This window comes from Agarivorans sp. QJM3NY_29 (assembly GCF_050870835.2).
Lineage (GTDB): Bacteria > Pseudomonadota > Gammaproteobacteria > Enterobacterales > Celerinatantimonadaceae > Agarivorans.
This window is the reverse complement of record NZ_CP194036.2, coordinates 1,711,358-1,726,403: the sequence shown is the minus strand read 5'-3', so window position 1 is coordinate 1,726,403 and position 15,046 is coordinate 1,711,358. Positions and strand designations below refer to the sequence as shown.

The 15,046-nt window shown below is 47.5% G+C and carries 14 protein-coding genes; 10 read left to right on the top strand and 4 right to left on the bottom strand.

Features of this window, described 5'->3' with window-relative positions; all coding sequences use genetic code 11:
- The first annotated feature begins 8 nt into the window (after window positions 1-8).
- Window positions 9-272: a DUF5062 family protein gene (locus tag ACRRS0_RS07920; RefSeq protein ID WP_432453742.1), complete on the top strand. Its 264-nt coding sequence runs from the start codon at window positions 9-11 to the stop codon at window positions 270-272.
- Window positions 273-414: 142 nt separating this feature from the next.
- Here the strand turns inward: ACRRS0_RS07920 and ACRRS0_RS07915 are convergent, their stop codons facing one another.
- Together ACRRS0_RS07915 and ACRRS0_RS07910 are read right to left on the bottom strand one after the other, a co-directional pair.
- Window positions 415-1,800, bottom strand: coding sequence for an 8-oxoguanine deaminase (locus ACRRS0_RS07915; protein WP_432453743.1), 1,386 nt, complete (start codon window positions 1,798-1,800; stop codon window positions 415-417).
- 72 nt (window positions 1,801-1,872) lie between these two features.
- Window positions 1,873-2,505 (bottom strand): TetR/AcrR family transcriptional regulator, encoded by a 633-nt coding sequence (locus ACRRS0_RS07910; RefSeq protein WP_432453744.1) that lies wholly within the window; start codon window positions 2,503-2,505, stop codon window positions 1,873-1,875.
- Window positions 2,506-2,777: 272 nt separating this feature from the next.
- Between ACRRS0_RS07910 and ACRRS0_RS07905 the strand changes: the two genes are divergently transcribed.
- From ACRRS0_RS07905 to ACRRS0_RS07890, 4 genes are all read left to right on the top strand, one after another.
- Window positions 2,778-4,328: an ABC transporter ATP-binding protein gene (locus ACRRS0_RS07905; RefSeq protein WP_432453745.1), complete on the top strand. Its 1,551-nt coding sequence runs from the start codon at window positions 2,778-2,780 to the stop codon at window positions 4,326-4,328.
- Window positions 4,321-5,433 (top strand): ABC transporter permease, encoded by a 1,113-nt coding sequence (locus tag ACRRS0_RS07900; RefSeq protein ID WP_432453746.1) that lies wholly within the window; start codon window positions 4,321-4,323, stop codon window positions 5,431-5,433. The genes ACRRS0_RS07905 and ACRRS0_RS07900 overlap by 8 nt, the downstream gene beginning before the upstream one ends.
- Window positions 5,433-6,362 carry an ABC transporter permease gene (locus ACRRS0_RS07895; protein WP_432453747.1) on the top strand — a complete coding sequence of 310 codons (930 nt, stop codon included), beginning with the start codon at window positions 5,433-5,435 and terminating at the stop codon, window positions 6,360-6,362. The genes ACRRS0_RS07900 and ACRRS0_RS07895 overlap by 1 nt, the downstream gene beginning before the upstream one ends.
- Before the next feature lie 261 nt (window positions 6,363-6,623).
- A complete protein-coding gene (locus ACRRS0_RS07890; protein WP_432453748.1) occupies window positions 6,624-8,327 on the top strand; it encodes a bifunctional metallophosphatase/5'-nucleotidase in 1,704 nt (567 codons plus the stop codon).
- A gap of 68 nt (window positions 8,328-8,395) precedes the next feature.
- Here the strand turns inward: ACRRS0_RS07890 and ACRRS0_RS07885 are convergent, their stop codons facing one another.
- Together ACRRS0_RS07885 and ACRRS0_RS07880 are read right to left on the bottom strand one after the other, a co-directional pair.
- Window positions 8,396-9,079 carry a response regulator gene (locus ACRRS0_RS07885; RefSeq protein ID WP_432453749.1) on the bottom strand — a complete coding sequence of 228 codons (684 nt, stop codon included), beginning with the start codon at window positions 9,077-9,079 and terminating at the stop codon, window positions 8,396-8,398.
- Window positions 9,080-9,089: 10 nt separating this feature from the next.
- Window positions 9,090-10,691 carry an ATP-binding protein gene (locus ACRRS0_RS07880; RefSeq protein ID WP_432453750.1) on the bottom strand — a complete coding sequence of 534 codons (1,602 nt, stop codon included), beginning with the start codon at window positions 10,689-10,691 and terminating at the stop codon, window positions 9,090-9,092.
- Between the two features lie 233 nt (window positions 10,692-10,924).
- Between ACRRS0_RS07880 and ACRRS0_RS07875 the strand changes: the two genes are divergently transcribed.
- The 5 genes from ACRRS0_RS07875 to ACRRS0_RS07855 all read left to right on the top strand — a co-directional run bounded on the left by ACRRS0_RS07875 (window position 10,925) and on the right by ACRRS0_RS07855 (window position 15,020).
- Window positions 10,925-11,896: a tripartite tricarboxylate transporter substrate binding protein gene (locus ACRRS0_RS07875; protein WP_432453751.1), complete on the top strand. Its 972-nt coding sequence runs from the start codon at window positions 10,925-10,927 to the stop codon at window positions 11,894-11,896.
- Window positions 11,897-12,004: 108 nt separating this feature from the next.
- On the top strand, window positions 12,005-12,469 hold the full coding sequence (locus tag ACRRS0_RS07870; RefSeq protein ID WP_432453752.1) for a tripartite tricarboxylate transporter TctB family protein: 465 nt from the start codon (window positions 12,005-12,007) through the stop codon (window positions 12,467-12,469).
- 27 nt (window positions 12,470-12,496) lie between these two features.
- A complete protein-coding gene (locus ACRRS0_RS07865) occupies window positions 12,497-14,050 on the top strand; it encodes a tripartite tricarboxylate transporter permease (RefSeq protein WP_432453753.1) in 1,554 nt (517 codons plus the stop codon).
- A gap of 335 nt (window positions 14,051-14,385) precedes the next feature.
- On the top strand, window positions 14,386-14,730 hold the full coding sequence (locus ACRRS0_RS07860) for a hypothetical protein (RefSeq protein WP_432453754.1): 345 nt from the start codon (window positions 14,386-14,388) through the stop codon (window positions 14,728-14,730).
- 44 nt (window positions 14,731-14,774) lie between these two features.
- Window positions 14,775-15,020: a hypothetical protein gene (locus tag ACRRS0_RS07855; RefSeq protein ID WP_432453755.1), complete on the top strand. Its 246-nt coding sequence runs from the start codon at window positions 14,775-14,777 to the stop codon at window positions 15,018-15,020.
- Window positions 15,021-15,046: the final 26 nt, after the last annotated feature.

Below are 15,046 nucleotides of genomic sequence, written 5' to 3'. Positions count from 1 at the left end.
GACCTTGAGTGAAAAAATATAAACACGAAGCACAACTGTTAAAAAAGGCCATACAAATCGGCGAGGTTTATGCCTTACAACGTGGTTTTGCCAAATTTCCGCCAGGAATTTCTGAGAAAGATAAGGTGGAAGCCCTGTACATGTTATTGGCCGAAGACAAACGTCTTACCCCACTGCCCAAAGATAAACTGACCGGACCGGAAATGCGCCATAAATTAGTATTATGGTTAGCCAACCAACTCCCCAAAGACCACGAGTTATTGCAAGGCTAAAACCACTCAGCAAACAAGCAATGAGGAGAGCACAAAGCCTTCAGCCAAGCGAAATAAAATGCCGTTTGTTTTGCAGCTCTCCCGCATTGGCACTTCACCGTCGAATCAAACAGTGACAACACTTGCAGGCCATTGTTCAGGTTTAGCCCAGCAGCTGTTTTGCGAACTGATGGTGTTGCGCTTTCAACTGATTTAATTGCGCCCGTGTTTGCTCTGCATCTTCAATCAGCCACTTGCCAGCCACCATTAACTTGCTCACCTGACTCGCGCCACACAAGATCAACGCGGCCAAAGGATCATGTGCCCCAGAAAAATTAAGTCCGTCTAATTGATACAAGCCCAAGTCAGCTTGTTTGCCTGGCGCAAGCACTCCAATATCATCTCGCCCTAGTACCGAAGCACTGCCTTGAGTTCCCCAGTTCAACACTTGTAGATGGGTGATTTGATCAGCACGATAACGTAAGCGCTGCTGCATCAATGAATGTCGCAATTCTTGGATCATATTCGAACTATCGTTGGAGGCCGAACCATCCACGGCCATCCCGATATGACATCCAGCGGCCGCTAAATCCAGTGTTGGGCAGATCCCCGAGGCGAGCACCATATTCGAGGTAGGACAGTGAGCAATACCGATTTGCGCTTCACCCAAACGTCGTATTTCACTGGGATCAAAATGAATGCCATGAGCCAGCCAAGTTTGTGGCCCCATCCAGCCGCAATGCTCCAAGTAATCAACTGGACGCATGCCCAGTTTTTTCAGGCAAAAATCGTTCTCATCTATGGTTTCACCTAAATGGGTATGTAGCCGTACGCGATGACGTTTCGCTAACTGTGCGGTTTCACACATCAGTGACTGCGTCACCGAAAACGGCGAACAAGGTGCTAGGGCCAGTTGTAACATACTGCCGTCATCCGCGTCGTGATAACGTTTGATCAGCCGCAGGCTGTCCTCTAAAATTTGCTGTTCACTCTGTACCACTGAATCCGGCGGCAGGCCGCCATCTTTTTGCGACAGACTCATGCTACCGCGCGTCAAGGTCGCCCGCACACCTAAACGCCCCACCACTTCGGCTTGAATATCGATGGCATCACTCAGTGCGTGATTAAACACATAATGATGATCGGCCACCGTGGTTGCACCGCTCAGCATGAGCTCCCAGCAAGCAATTTCGGTGGCAAGTTCGATGTGTTTAGCTGTTAAGCCACTCCAGATGGGGTAGAGAGTTTGCAACCACGGGAATAAAGGTTGATTAATCGCCGCGGGTAGACAGCGGGTCAGAGTTTGATAAAAATGATGATGGGTATTAATCAAGCCCGGCATCAGCACATAGCGATGTGCGTCAAAAATATCATCAATGGTGCCCGTCGGCCGTTGGCCAGCCGCCACACATTCAAGGATCGTCGACCCTTGTACCACTAATCCGCCCGCACAGTCACGTTCAGCATCAGGGCCGCTGATCGCCCCATTAAATACAGCTAACGGATCTTTAATCCATAATTTGGTGGCAGTTGGTGTCGCGACAGACATCGTTGGCATCTCACCCTTGTAAACAAAACATATGCTAACAGGACAAGCAAAAAGCTGACCAAATAATCAAGTTCAATCTTTAACTAAGCCAATCCCTCGCAGCACAATATCAATCAGATTTTGTTCCGCAAGGTTAAACTCTTGCTGGTTTAGGGCTCGGCCTTTGATCAGTTTAATTTCGGTATCAAAGTCGGCGTAAAATTGGGTCGCGCCCCAAATCAAAAATAATAAGTTGAGTGGTTCGATAGGACGTATTTTACCTTGTGCAATCCAGGCTCGGATCAAGTCAGATTTACTGTTAGCCCAATCGATGACGGGTAATTGCAATTGATCCTTCACATTGGGTACACCTTGAATAATTTCCATGGCGAAAATACGTGAACTTTTCGGATGGCTGCGACTATAGCGCATTTTTGAGCGAATATAGGCGCTGATGGCTTCTACTGGATCATCTTCCACTGTGGTCTGCTCAAAAGCATTGTTCCACATGGCTAATATGTCTTGCAGTAAAGCCTTGTATAAACCCTGCTTAGACTTAAAATAATACAGTAAATTTGCCTTAGGTAATTCCGCACGGTCGGCAATCACTTGCAAAGATGTCCCTTGATAACCATGCTTTGCAAACTCATGAGTTGCAGCTTTCAAAATTACTTTTTCATTCTTCTTTCGAATGGTGCCGCCTTGCGTCACCGTCGTTTTTACCATGCGCGTGAAGTCCCTTCTATATTCGCTGACCCGATTAATAAGTCAGGCATTATTAATGATAAAATATAAAATCACTAGTGCTAATCTGTCGCCACAGCGATAAGCTAGGTGCGCACCATAATGCTTCAAAACTGGCAAATTGCGCACCAATCAAGTACAACATATTTTAAACATTTATAACTTGTAAGCTACAACAATAAACTTGAACAAATGGTCAGATTTATGCATTAGCTGTGGCAAGCTGTTAAATATACACATTGAATGGACTCAGAATGAACCAACACGATTCATTGTTAGAACTTTGGCAAGTCTCCAAACGCTACCCCGGCGTTATTGCCAACGACCAAGTTAGCATGCAACTAGAAAAGGGCGAGATTTTAGCCCTGTTGGGTGAGAATGGCGCGGGGAAATCCACCTTAGTAAAAATGATCTATGGTGTGGTTCAAGCCGATGAAGGTGGGATCCTGTGGAATGGGAAAGAAGTCAAAATCACTTCTCCTAACATGGCCCGGGCCATGGGGATTGGCATGGTGTTTCAACACTTCTCGGTCTTTGAAACGCTCACCGTGCAAGAAAACATTGAACTAAGCCTCGATGCTGGCGTGGTGAAAGACGCCGCCGCATTGCGAGCCAAAATTATCGAGTTAAGCGCCAACTATGAGTTGAAGGTCGACCCAGATCGTTACGTATATAATCTGAGCATCGGCGAGCGACAACGCTTAGAAATCTTACGTTGCCTGATCCAAGACGTAAAACTACTGATTTTGGATGAGCCCACTTCAGTATTAACGCCTCAGGAAGTCTCGGGCTTATTTAAAGTCTTGCGCACCCTTGCCAGTGAAGGCTGCAGCATTCTATTTATTAGCCACAAACTCAAAGAAGTCACTGCATTGTGTGACCGCGCAGTTATTTTACGCGGTGGTAAAGTCAGTGGCGAATGTGTGCCCGCCAACGAAACCCCCGATTCTATCGCCCGAATGATGGTAGGCAGCGATGCGGTGCTCTCGGAGCGTTACCATAAACGGATCGGCTCTGACGAAGTACTGGTGACCCGCGACTTAACAGTGCCCCCCACCAATCCTTTTGGAACGGGTTTAAACAAGGTTAATTTAAGTCTGCACCGCGGCGAAATTTTAGGCATTGCAGGGGTGGCAGGCAATGGTCAGGAAGATTTACTGGAAGCACTGAGCGGTGAAGATACCCGTGCCGAAGCCAGCAATATCGTGATGCATGAGCGCAACGTTGGCAAATTAAATGCCGGCGAGCGCCGCCTATTAGGGATGAGCTACGTACCCGCCGACCGCCTAGGACAAGGCGCCGTGCCCGAGATGAGCCTAGCCGACAATACCCTACTCACCAGTGCGCGTAAGGGGCTCACCAAACGAGGGCTGATTTTGCAGCATAAGGTAGTTGAGCTGGCCAAGGCAATTATTCATCACAACGATGTAAAGTGTCATAACGCCCATTCTCAAGCCAAAAGCTTGTCGGGCGGTAACTTGCAAAAATTCATTATTGGTCGTGAAGTAGACCAAGAACCCGACATTTTGATCTGTGCCCACCCAACTTGGGGAGTCGACATTGGTGCTGCTAGTGCGATTCATCGGCAACTGATTGAATTACGTGATAACGGTGCCGCTATCTTGGTGGTGTCGGAAGATATTGACGAGCTATTTATGATTTCAGACCGAATTGCCGCCTTATATGAGGGGCAACTGTCACAAGCCGTGCATACCGAACAAACCAATATTGAGCAAGTAGGCAAATGGATTGCAGGCGGCTTTATTAACCACGATGAACCCGAGGAGGGCCTGCGACGTGCTTAAAACCCAACCGCGTTTAGAATCATCAAAGTTAATGTCTTGGTTGTCACCGCTAATTGCGGTCGTACTCACCATGCTGGTATCCAGCATGATGTTTTTAGCGCTGGATATTAACCCCGCAACGGCCTTTAAAGTGTTTATTATTGCGCCCTTGAGTGACAGTTATAACTTGGGCGAACTGATGGTTAAAACCACGCCCTTACTGCTCTGTGCCACGGGCTTAGCCCTCTGTTATAAAGCCAATATCTGGAATATTGGCGCCGAAGGCCAGCTACTCGTTGGCGCCTTGGTGGGCAGCTATTTTGCCTTACAGGCCGGTGATGACAGCGGCTATAGCTGGTTAATCGTCACGCTCTTAGCTGGCACCTTAGCAGGCCTACTATGGGCTGCCATTCCAACCCTGCTGCACCAGTTATTTCATACCAATATTATCTTAACCACCATCATGCTGAACTACGTGGGTTTGTATTTGTTATTATGGGGGGTTCATGGCCCGCTAGTCGATCCCGCTGGTTTTGGCTTTCCTGAATCGGCTGTTTTTGCCGATTCGGTATTACTCCCCACCTTAAGTGAACAAGGTCGCGCCTCCATCAGTATTGTGATTGCAATATTGGCAGCCATTGGCTCGGGGATCATCCTGTATCGCACTCTGCCTGGATTTCAGCTGCGAGTATTTGGCTCCGACCAACCCGCAGCGCGTTACGCAGGCTACAGCAGCAAGTTTATTGTGTGGAGTGTAATGCTTAGCGCTGGTGCGTTAGCTGGCTTTGCTGGAGTTGCCGAAGTAACCGGACCCATTGGCCAGCTAATCCCACAAGTTTCACCCGGTTATGGCTATGCGGCAATCATCGTCGCTTATTTAGGGCGATTGAATCCTTTTGGTATTATTTTCGCGGCATTTTTCATGGGCACCTTGTATATGGGCAGTGACCTGGCACAAATTGAACTGGGTATGCCTACCGCAATTACCGGACTATTTCAGGGCATTCTATTGTTCTTCCTGCTAGCTTGTGACTTCTTGATCCACTACCGCATTGTTTTGCAGCCAAGTAAACCCAAAGCGAGCACCAGCCGCTCTTCTTCCGAACCAAAGCAAGGAACCGCTTAATGGATATCGAACTAATTCAACAAATTTTGGTTGCGGCAATTAAAACCGGAACCCCATTATTATTGGTCGCCCTTGGTGAGCTAATTTGCGAAAAGTCCGGAGTGCTCAACTTAGGCCAAGAAGGCATGATGTTGATGGGTGCGATGGCTGGTTTTGCTGGTGCCTATTTTACTGGAAATCTTGCCTTAGGTTTATTATTAGCCGTCATTGCAGGCATGGCGATGGCTGCGATCTTCGGTATCTTATCGTTAAATTTAAATACCAATCAAGTGGCCACTGGCCTCGCCTTAACCATTTTTGGTGCCGGTTTAAGTGCCTTCTTAGGTGCCAGTTTAGTCGGCTCCACGGTGGTTGGCTTTAAAACCATACCGATCCCACTGCTGAGCGAAATCCCTTTTATTGGCCCCTTGCTGTTTAACCACGATATCTTAGTTTATGCCAGCTTCGCCTTAACTGGTATTTGTTGGTGGGTCGTCAATAAAACCCGCGCCGGGCTAACCTTACGAGCGGTGGGCGAAAACCCATATTCGGCCAATGCTTTGGGAATCAAAGTGCTCAAGGTTCGCTACCTAGCGGTACTTACCGGAGGTGCCTTTGCTGGTTTAGCGGGTGCTTATATGTCGCTCTCTTATACCCCAATGTGGATGGAAAACATGACCGCGGGTCGTGGCTGGATTGCCCTCTCTTTAGTAGTATTTGCCTCTTGGCGAGTAGGCTATTTAGTCGTAGGAGCTTACCTGTTTGGTGCCGCTTCAATTTTACACTTGGTGATGCAAGGACTCGGGGTGACGATCTCGCCAAACCTGTTAGCCATGATGCCTTACGTGGCAACCATTGTGGTAATGGTCTTGATTAGCTCGAATCCAATTCGTCAAAAACTGGCCGCACCGATGAGCCTCGCTAAGCCCTTCGATGCTCGGATCCACTAACAAAAAACAGGGATTAAACCGCTTAGTTTAATCCCTGATACAACTCTAGAATGAGTTTTTTGTCAGTCCAGTGAGTAAAGCCTTCCGTTCAACACAATTTCACGTATCATGTTTGTTCAGGCTTTGTTTATCTTTCGCGGATCATCATTGTTGATCAATTAGTTTTCATCGCGACTCCGCTCAATGGTTACCAGCATCTGATCTCACTACAACTGCAATAACAATCTCATATACATCAGGCCCTAGGAGAACTTCTTCGCTATGCCCTACTCGCTTTACTTAGCTCATATCAACGATACCCACTCTCATTTCGAAGCGTCCATGGTTCACTTCAAGATCAATATTCAAGGGGAAGATTATCGTTTAGAGGCTCAATGTGGCGGTTACGCCCGCATCGCCACGGCGGTAGAACAGCTCCGCCAAGAAGCTAAGCAACAGCGTTGCCCTTCATTATTTTTACATGCTGGCGATAGCTTTCAGGGAAGTTTGTACTTTAGCCAATTTAAGGGCTTAGCTAACGTTCGCCTACTCAATCGTTTAGCACCCGATGCCATGACCATTGGCAACCATGAGTTTGATTTAGGCAATGCACCAGTGGCGCAGTTTATCGAGCAAGCCAACTTTCCCTTGCTGGCTGGCAACATGGACTTAAGCCAAGAAGACCAAAACAAAGCCCACCCTCTGGCACCACATAGCAATCTTTATCGCTATGATAATTCTCGCAAAATAGCTCAGTACCTATTAAAGCCTTTAGCCGATAAACAGCTAGCGATTGTTGGGATCACTCATGATTTAATGCATCAGATTGGTTGTCCCGATAGCGATTGCAGTTTTCTGAATGCTATCGAAACCACCCGCGCCACCATTGAGCATTTACATCACCAAGATATTCAGCACATCATTATACTCAGCCATTTGGGTTATCAGGCTGATGTTGAACTCGCCAAGGCGGTTAACGGTATTAGTCTGATTGTGGGTGGGCACTCACATACCCTCACTGGCGATTTTAGCAGCTTAGGCCTTAATTCCTGTGAACAAGGGCCTGCTTGGGTGAATGATAGCCTGATCTTACAAGCGGGCAAACATGCCGAATCTATTGGCTTAGCAAAACTCGGGTTTAATCGCGAGGGTAAGGTCACCCATATGGATGGTGGCATATCCTTCTTACTCAGCGAAAATTGGCAAGCCTTTGTCAATGAACAACCAGTGACGCCTCCCCAACATCAAGCAATGCAACACTACCTAAGCGGGAGCCGATTTTTCAGCCACTATTCTGCCGAGCCCAAAATGCAGACACTCATCGATAGAGACTATCGACCAGCAGTTGAAAAGATGCATCAGCAAGTGGTTACCACGGTGCCTCAATCACTATTTCATACCCGAGCGCCCACCGTTGATTTTCCTCAAGGTAGCGAGGTTTCGCCACTGGTTTGTGCCGCTTTCTATTGGGTGGCAAACCAACACTCTCCCACCGACTTTGCCTTACATAATGCCGGAGGGGTAAGGGTTTCATTAAAAACAGGTCCACTCACCAAAGCCGAAATTTGCGGTCGGCTACTGCCCTTCGAGATTGCCATCGTAAGTTATTTAATAAAAGGTGCAGACTTAGCCATCGTGATCGAAGGGGCTATCGACAATGCCTATAGTAACGGCATTGTCGGCACTGGCGATGGCAGCTTTCCCTATTTTCATCGGCTGCGTTATCGCTATCAAGCTGAACTTCCTCAAGGCCAACGAGTGAGTGAAATAGAGTTATACCAAGGCGAGCAATGGCAAGCAATGGAGTCCGCAAAAGCCTATAGAGGGGTTTCTTCGGCCTATACCTTAGCCGGTAAAGAAGGTTATCACGGGCTACTCCAGACTTGGGATCATCAAGATCTAGGCATGAGCATGAGCGACAGTTTTGTCGCTTACGCCGAGCAAATCGATCAACTGAGTGCAGAGACAAACCAAGCAAGCACTTGAGCCCTTTAAAATTCGCACCGCTCAATTACTCGCCAAGTGATTGAGCTCTCGTGAAACGCTTTACCAATTCAAGCAACCCGATGATACACCCGCTCAGGTCGACCCACCGCGCCGTAGGCCACTTCAGGGCTCAGCTCGTTACAGCTGACCAAATACTCCAAGTAGCGCCGGGCCGTGGTGCGGCTACTGCCAATCTGTTTCCCTGCCAGCTCAGCAGTTAAGCTGGCATGCTCCCGAAATAGCGCGCGCACCTTATCAAGTGTGACCGCATCAACGCCCTTGGGTAAGCGCCGCTTGTTTTCTGCCCCACCACTCGCCCCCTCGCTCATTGGCATGAGCTTATCGACATCTTGCTGCTCAAAACTACTATTTTGGGTCAAGCGCTGTAAATAGGTTCGATAGTTTTGCAAGGACTCTTGCAACCGCGGAAACACCACTGGTTTTAAGATGTAATCAAACACCCCATTACGCAGAGCCTCTTGTAAGGTGGCAGCTTCTTTGGCGGCAGTGAGTAACATCACATCAATCGCTAAATCTTGGCTACGAATATATTTCAATAATTCAAGACCAGTACCATCGGGCAAATACACATCTAACAAGATCAGTTGTGGCGGTTTGGCATGAATATGGATTTTGGCATCGGCAATGCTCAAAGCAATCCCCGAGACCTCAAAGTCACTAACGCGTTGTAAATACTGGTGGTGAATCTCGGCGATCCCTTGATCATCTTCAACAATAAGAACCTCAATCATAGCCTGACTCCTACTTCAATTGCTTGGGTAAATAAACGGTAAAGCGAGTCCCATTTTGATCGCTACTAAATTCCACATTACCCCGTAATATTTGCACTGTTTCTTTGACTAAATAAAGGCCAATCCCATGCCCCTCCTGACTCTTACTGGTGACCCCTTGCTGATAAATATTGGCCTGTAAACTATTTTGAATGCCTCCTGCAAAATCTTCCACTTCAATAATAATGTCGTGGCCAAGATCGGTCATCGACAAATTAATCGGCGACGGTGACTCGCTTCTGCGAGTCGCTTCAAAGGCGTTATCCAGCAAGTTCGCCACAATAGTCACGATTTGCTCCGAGCCACAGTGTTCAGGCAACTGATGTAAACTACTGTCAGGATCAATATGCAAACTCAAACCCAGCTCATGAGCGCGATGGAACTTGCCTAATATACAGCCAGCAATCACCGAGTCATCGACCGCCTCAATCAAAAAATGAATCAGCTCTTGAAATTGATCATTCGCCTGACCAATAAACTGCAGCGCCTTTTCACCTTGGCCTAGCTGGATTAAACCCGCGATGGTATTCAACTGATTGGCATGTTCATGAGTTTGCACCCGCAGCGCTTCCGAATGGGCTTTAATTTGCGACAGTTGCTGAGTGAGCGAGGTAATTTCATCTTTGCGACGAAAGCTTGAAACCATGCCAATAAATGAGTTTTGAGGGTCGCGCATCGGTACTCGGTTGGCGATCAGCAAATGGCCATGCAGCAACTCGATGTCGCTTTGCGCCTGAGGTTGGTCGAGTAACTCCACCATGTCGCTGTCGGGTAACCAATCGCGAAGCGACAAACCGACCGGACTGGGTTGCGCGCCTTGATCTTTACCCAACAAACGGATCGCATTAGCATTAATGTTGGTGATGATACCCTCTCGATTAATCGCTATCACCCCTTCGCGAATGGTATTCAAGGTCGCCTGTAACTCAGCATAAAGTCGACTCATCTGTTCCGGCTCAAAGCCCAATAAAGTATTTTTAATTCGCTGTGCCAGCCACCAGCCAATGAGCATATTCAGTGACAAAACCCCCATCACTAATAAAATCATAAAATACAGATAGGGCTTGAGTTGTACATCAATTTTTTCTAATAGATAGCCCACCGAAACGATGCCGATAATATTTCCTTGCGCGTTTTTTACCGGTACTTTTCCGCGCACCGACACACCTAAAGAGCCTTTCGCCCGCGACACATATTCTTCGCCCAAACTAAGCGCAGCGTAATTATCACCGCCCACCATCGGTTGACCGATCCGCTCCTGCTTCGGGTGCGCTAAGCGCACACCATTGGCATCACCCACCACAATGAAACTGGCGCCCATGGTACGGCGCAGCTCTTCCGCCAGTAATTGCAAAAACTCACTGTCTCCACGCTCTACTGCTGCCACCACATCCGGTAACTTGGCCACCACTCTTGCCACATCCAGCGCACGCTCACCTTTGTCTTGATACTCTGAATCACTTACATACCAGTAGCTGGTCACCACCACAATGCTCAATTGTAACAAACTGTAGAGCAGCATAATCAGTAGCAGTCGAGCGCGATAACTGAATAGTCGAGCAGGTTGATACATTCCTTTCTCCCTGTATTCACACAAATGAGCTTAGCACGAGCATCGAACTGCACTCCCGTGAACAATATGAACTTAATCAGCAATATGAATTTTAAAGCCATTACTTGGCTTTTATTTATAAAAAATCACCTTTCGTTAACATTGCGTTAACCTTCTTCGCTGAAAAACATAATTTTAACTGGCGAAGTCACGTTCAGATCTTCTGGACACCCTATGGAACAAGGAGAGCCAACATGTTCGCCAAGATTCAATTATTGAGAACATTAGTAGGGGCCGCAGTATTGGCCACCAGTTTAAGTAGCATTGTACAAGCTGAAGAAATTCATTTTTTAATTCCCGGCGGCGCCGGTGGTGGTTGGGACGGCACCGCCCGCGGCACTGGTGAAGCCCTGATGAAATCGGGCATTATCGACAAAGTATCCTTTCAAAACATGAGCGGGGGTGGCGGCGGAAAAGCCATCGCTCACCTGATTGAAACGGCTAAAACCCAAGATCACACCTTAATGGTGAACTCGACTCCGATTGTAGTTCGCTCATTAACGGGGGTTTTTCCACAATCATTTCGCGACCTAACACCGATTGCTGCAACCATCGCTGATTATGGTGCATTAATCGTGCGTGCCGATTCCAAATATACCCATTGGGATCAAGTGGTCAGTGATTTTAAAGACAATCCGAATAAGGTCAAAGTGGCTGGCGGCAGTGCACGCGGCAGCTTAGATCACTTAATTGCTGCGGCAGCAATTAAAAACGAAGGCTTAAACCCAATGAAATTGCGTTATGTCGCCTATGATGCGGGCGGAAAAGCTATGGCTGGCTTGCTTTCTGGCGAAACGGCTCTGCTCTCCACCGGATTGGGTGAGGCCTTAGAGATGGCTAAAAATGAGCAAATTCGGATCTTAGCAATTACCGCTGAACAACGAGTTAAAGATGCCCCTAATGTCCCCACCCTCAAAGAGATGGGTAACAACACAGTATTTGCTAACTGGCGAGGTTTTTTTGCTGCGCCAGGAATTAGTCAGGCACAAGCAGAAAAGTTCTCTAACGAGCTAAAAGCGATGTATGACACGCCAGAATGGGAAACCGTGCGCAGTCGCAATGGCTGGGTGAATAACTTTGTTCCCTACAGCCAATTTTACGGCTTTCTCGAGCAACAGGAAAAAATCGTCGGTAGTCTGATGAAAGAACTAGGGTTTCTTAAATAGCTTCACTTCAGCCAGAAAATCCCTTGCTGAATCTTTTGCTTAAGCCAAACACTCGCTTAAGCACCGGTGTCGGAATCGACACCGGCCTTTTTTAATCTGGAGCAAGATATGCAACTTAGCAATCAACGAATAGGCGGCCTAGTGTTTTTGCTGCTGTCTTTGTTTTACGGCTATTTTAGCTACGACATTCAACTATTTGCCGGTGCCGAGTTTGAACCCTTTACTCCGCGAACTCTGCCACAGTTTTTAGCCATTAGCGGCCTTGTGTGTTCTCTGGCGCTAATTATCGGCGGAGGTCAAGATCTACTCACCAGTCTTAAGCACACCCAATGGCAGGCAGTAACAAAATTGCTGGCAGTGATGTTCGCCTACGGCTGGTTCGTGAACTGGTTGGGTTTTGTACTCGCCACGATTTTTTTCTTAGTGCTCAGTTTTCGCCTGATGGGCGAAACCAAGCATAAAAAAGCAATCATGGTCGCAGTGATCTTTACCCTGGTATTTTGGGCGCTATTGACTCAAATATTAGATATTTATCTGGAACCTGGACAGCTATGGCACTGGTTTAATGCTTAAACGTAAACCAGTCGCAAGGAGTAACACATGTTAGACGGAATTTTAGCCGGACTTGGCACCGCAATCATGCCAATGAACCTAATGATGGTGGTGGTTGGCTGTTTAGTCGGTACCTTTATCGGCATGCTGCCAGGCCTTGGCCCGATTACCGCCATCGCCTTGATGATCCCCCTCACCTACAGCTTAGAGCCTTCATCGGGTTTAATTTTAATGGCAGGCGTCTACTATGGCGCAATTTTTGGTGCTTCCTCATCTTCCATTTTAATTAATGCCCCCGGTTGTAGTGCCACCGTGGTGACCGCCTTCGACGGCAACCCGCTGGCTAAAAAAGGCCAGGCAGGTAAGGCCTTAGCGGTTGCGGCATATGCCTCATTCACTGGCGGAACCCTTGGCGCAATAATGCTACTAGTTGCCGCTCCAGCGCTGGCCTCAGTCTCCTTAAGCTTTCAAAGCGCCGACTACTTCGCGCTGATGGTCTTGGGTTTATCAGCGGTCGCAGCCTTCTCCGGAAAAGGCCAAGTACTAAAAGCAATTATGATGACCATTCTTGGCTTAATGCTGGCTACGGTGGGAACTGATCGCAGTGAAGGCGTAGAACGTTTCACCTTTGGTCAACTCGATCTAATCGATGGTTTCAGTTTCTTACTATTAGCCATGGCCACTTTTGCCCTCGCCGAAACGCTGATGTCGGTACTCAAACCTGAAGATCCCGGCAACAGTGGCAAAGAACAAAAAATGATGGCCGAGCTGGGCAGCTTAAAACTTAGCAAGGACGAAATCAAAGAGATTGCCGCCCCGACCCTACGCTCCTCTGTTCTTGGCTTCTTTGTCGGCGTATTACCCGGCGCCGGAGCAACCATTGCCTCATTTTTGGCTTATGGCGTTGAGCGCAACATTGCCAAGCCAGAAGATAAGAAAAAATTTGGTGAAGGTTCACTCAAGGGACTGGCTGCGCCAGAATCGGCCAATAATGCAGCTTCCACTGGCTCGTTTGTCCCTTTACTCACGCTTGGGATCCCTGGTTCGGGCACCACTGCCGTATTATTGGGCGCATTGATTGCCTATGGGATCCAACCCGGCCCACGCATGTACATCGAACACCCTGACCTATTTTGGTCGATCATCATCTCGATGTACTTTGGCAACATTATTTTGTTGATCTTAAACTTGCCACTGATCCCCTATTTGGCCAAGTTACTCAACATTCCACGTCCCTACTTAGTCCCTATGATCCTGCTGTTTTCCATCACCGGAGTGTATTTGGTGTCGTTCAATAGTATGGACATTTTGATTATGGTGGCGGTGTGTGTAGCCGCTTTAGGTTTACGCCTGCTGAATTTTCCGATGGCGCCGATGCTACTCGGCTTTATTCTCGGCGGCATGCTCGAAGACAACCTGCGCCGCGCCCTGTTAATTGGTGATGGCGAACTCAGCTTTTTGTGGGAACGTCCTCTCACCCTCAGCTTCATTAGCATCGCCGCGCTGGTTCTGTTCAGTCCACTGCTACGCCCCCTTTGGGAGCGCAGCAAGGCCGGACTCGACTACCAGGCTGCGAAACGTAAAGCGGCGGTTAAATCTTAGCGATTAGCGCTTAACGAAAAGGCCTTAAGATTGTGCTTAAGGCCTTTTTTATACGGTATTATTTGGACTCCTAGGATATCAAGGGAAATAGTGAAAAAATTTGCGCGTTTATACATGCACTAATTCAGATTATTCATTTTTATCAATCAGTTATATATTTACGATTTGAGATAATAGGTTTGGAAAACGCGCATGCGCGTTTTTCCTGATGGTGTATTTAGCAGAATACTGATAAGTTCATTACATACAGATAGTTAACTGTGCGCGTTTTCACTGGTCCAACAAGGTAAACGCGCATGCGCACTAATAAAATGTTATGAATCACGAAGGAAATAATGGAAACCGTTACCTGTTATAGGCCTTTGGGCCAAAAGGAACTCGATCTAGTAGCCGAGTCGGGCTTTACAAAATGGCCACCGCGCTTGCCTGAACAGCCAATTTTCTATCCCGTAACTAGTGAAGAATACGCTATTGAGGTTACTCGATGGAATATTACGGATTTTGGCGCAGGTTACGTGACAAAGTTTGAAGTAAAGAAATCCTTTATGGACCAATATCCAATCAAATGTGTAGGAGCTAAACGGCACACTGAATGGTGGGTGCCTGCGGAAGACCTTGAAACTCTCAATGAGAATATTGTGGGCAAAATTGAGGTAATCGGTGAGTACCGTAATTCATAACAATGCGGCTCACTAACTCGTCGCTACGCTCCTCAAGGATGGCAATGAGTAAAATTGAAATACCTCAGCACTTATTAAGTAAATTGGGTGCTGAAATGAAAATGGATTGCCACTGGATTGATGTGAAACTAAATGATGGTTCAGTCTATCCCAAGATGGTAGTTCGCGGCGGACGCTATATTACAGGTTCGTTGGCTTCACAAAATGGTGTATCAGATGTTCCATTTACTACTGCCGACATTAAAAACGTTCGTCGACAAACATTCTTTTCATGGTGGCCGTTTTGGTAAAAGAGAAACATAATCGGGTAGCCGGA

Bases quoted from the DNA above. Each gene is read 5' to 3' on its own strand.
- ACRRS0_RS07875 (WP_432453751.1), top strand. From the start codon at position 10,925: ATGTTCGCCAAGATTCAATTATTGAGAACATTAGTAGGGGCCGCAGTA.
- ACRRS0_RS07905 (WP_432453745.1), top strand. From the start codon at position 2,778: ATGAACCAACACGATTCATTGTTAGAACTTTGGCAAGTCTCCAAACGC.
- ACRRS0_RS07870 (WP_432453752.1), top strand. From the start codon at position 12,005: ATGCAACTTAGCAATCAACGAATAGGCGGCCTAGTGTTTTTGCTGCTG.
- ACRRS0_RS07885 (WP_432453749.1), bottom strand. From the start codon at position 9,079: ATGATTGAGGTTCTTATTGTTGAAGATGATCAAGGGATCGCCGAGATT.
- ACRRS0_RS07865 (WP_432453753.1), top strand. From the start codon at position 12,497: ATGTTAGACGGAATTTTAGCCGGACTTGGCACCGCAATCATGCCAATG.
- ACRRS0_RS07890 (WP_432453748.1), top strand. From the start codon at position 6,624: ATGCCCTACTCGCTTTACTTAGCTCATATCAACGATACCCACTCTCAT.
- ACRRS0_RS07855 (WP_432453755.1), top strand. From the start codon at position 14,775: ATGAGTAAAATTGAAATACCTCAGCACTTATTAAGTAAATTGGGTGCT.
- ACRRS0_RS07910 (WP_432453744.1), bottom strand. From the start codon at position 2,505: ATGGTAAAAACGACGGTGACGCAAGGCGGCACCATTCGAAAGAAGAAT.
- ACRRS0_RS07880 (WP_432453750.1), bottom strand. From the start codon at position 10,691: ATGTATCAACCTGCTCGACTATTCAGTTATCGCGCTCGACTGCTACTG.
- ACRRS0_RS07860 (WP_432453754.1), top strand. From the start codon at position 14,386: ATGGAAACCGTTACCTGTTATAGGCCTTTGGGCCAAAAGGAACTCGAT.
- ACRRS0_RS07895 (WP_432453747.1), top strand. From the start codon at position 5,433: ATGGATATCGAACTAATTCAACAAATTTTGGTTGCGGCAATTAAAACC.
- ACRRS0_RS07915 (WP_432453743.1), bottom strand. From the start codon at position 1,800: ATGTCTGTCGCGACACCAACTGCCACCAAATTATGGATTAAAGATCCG.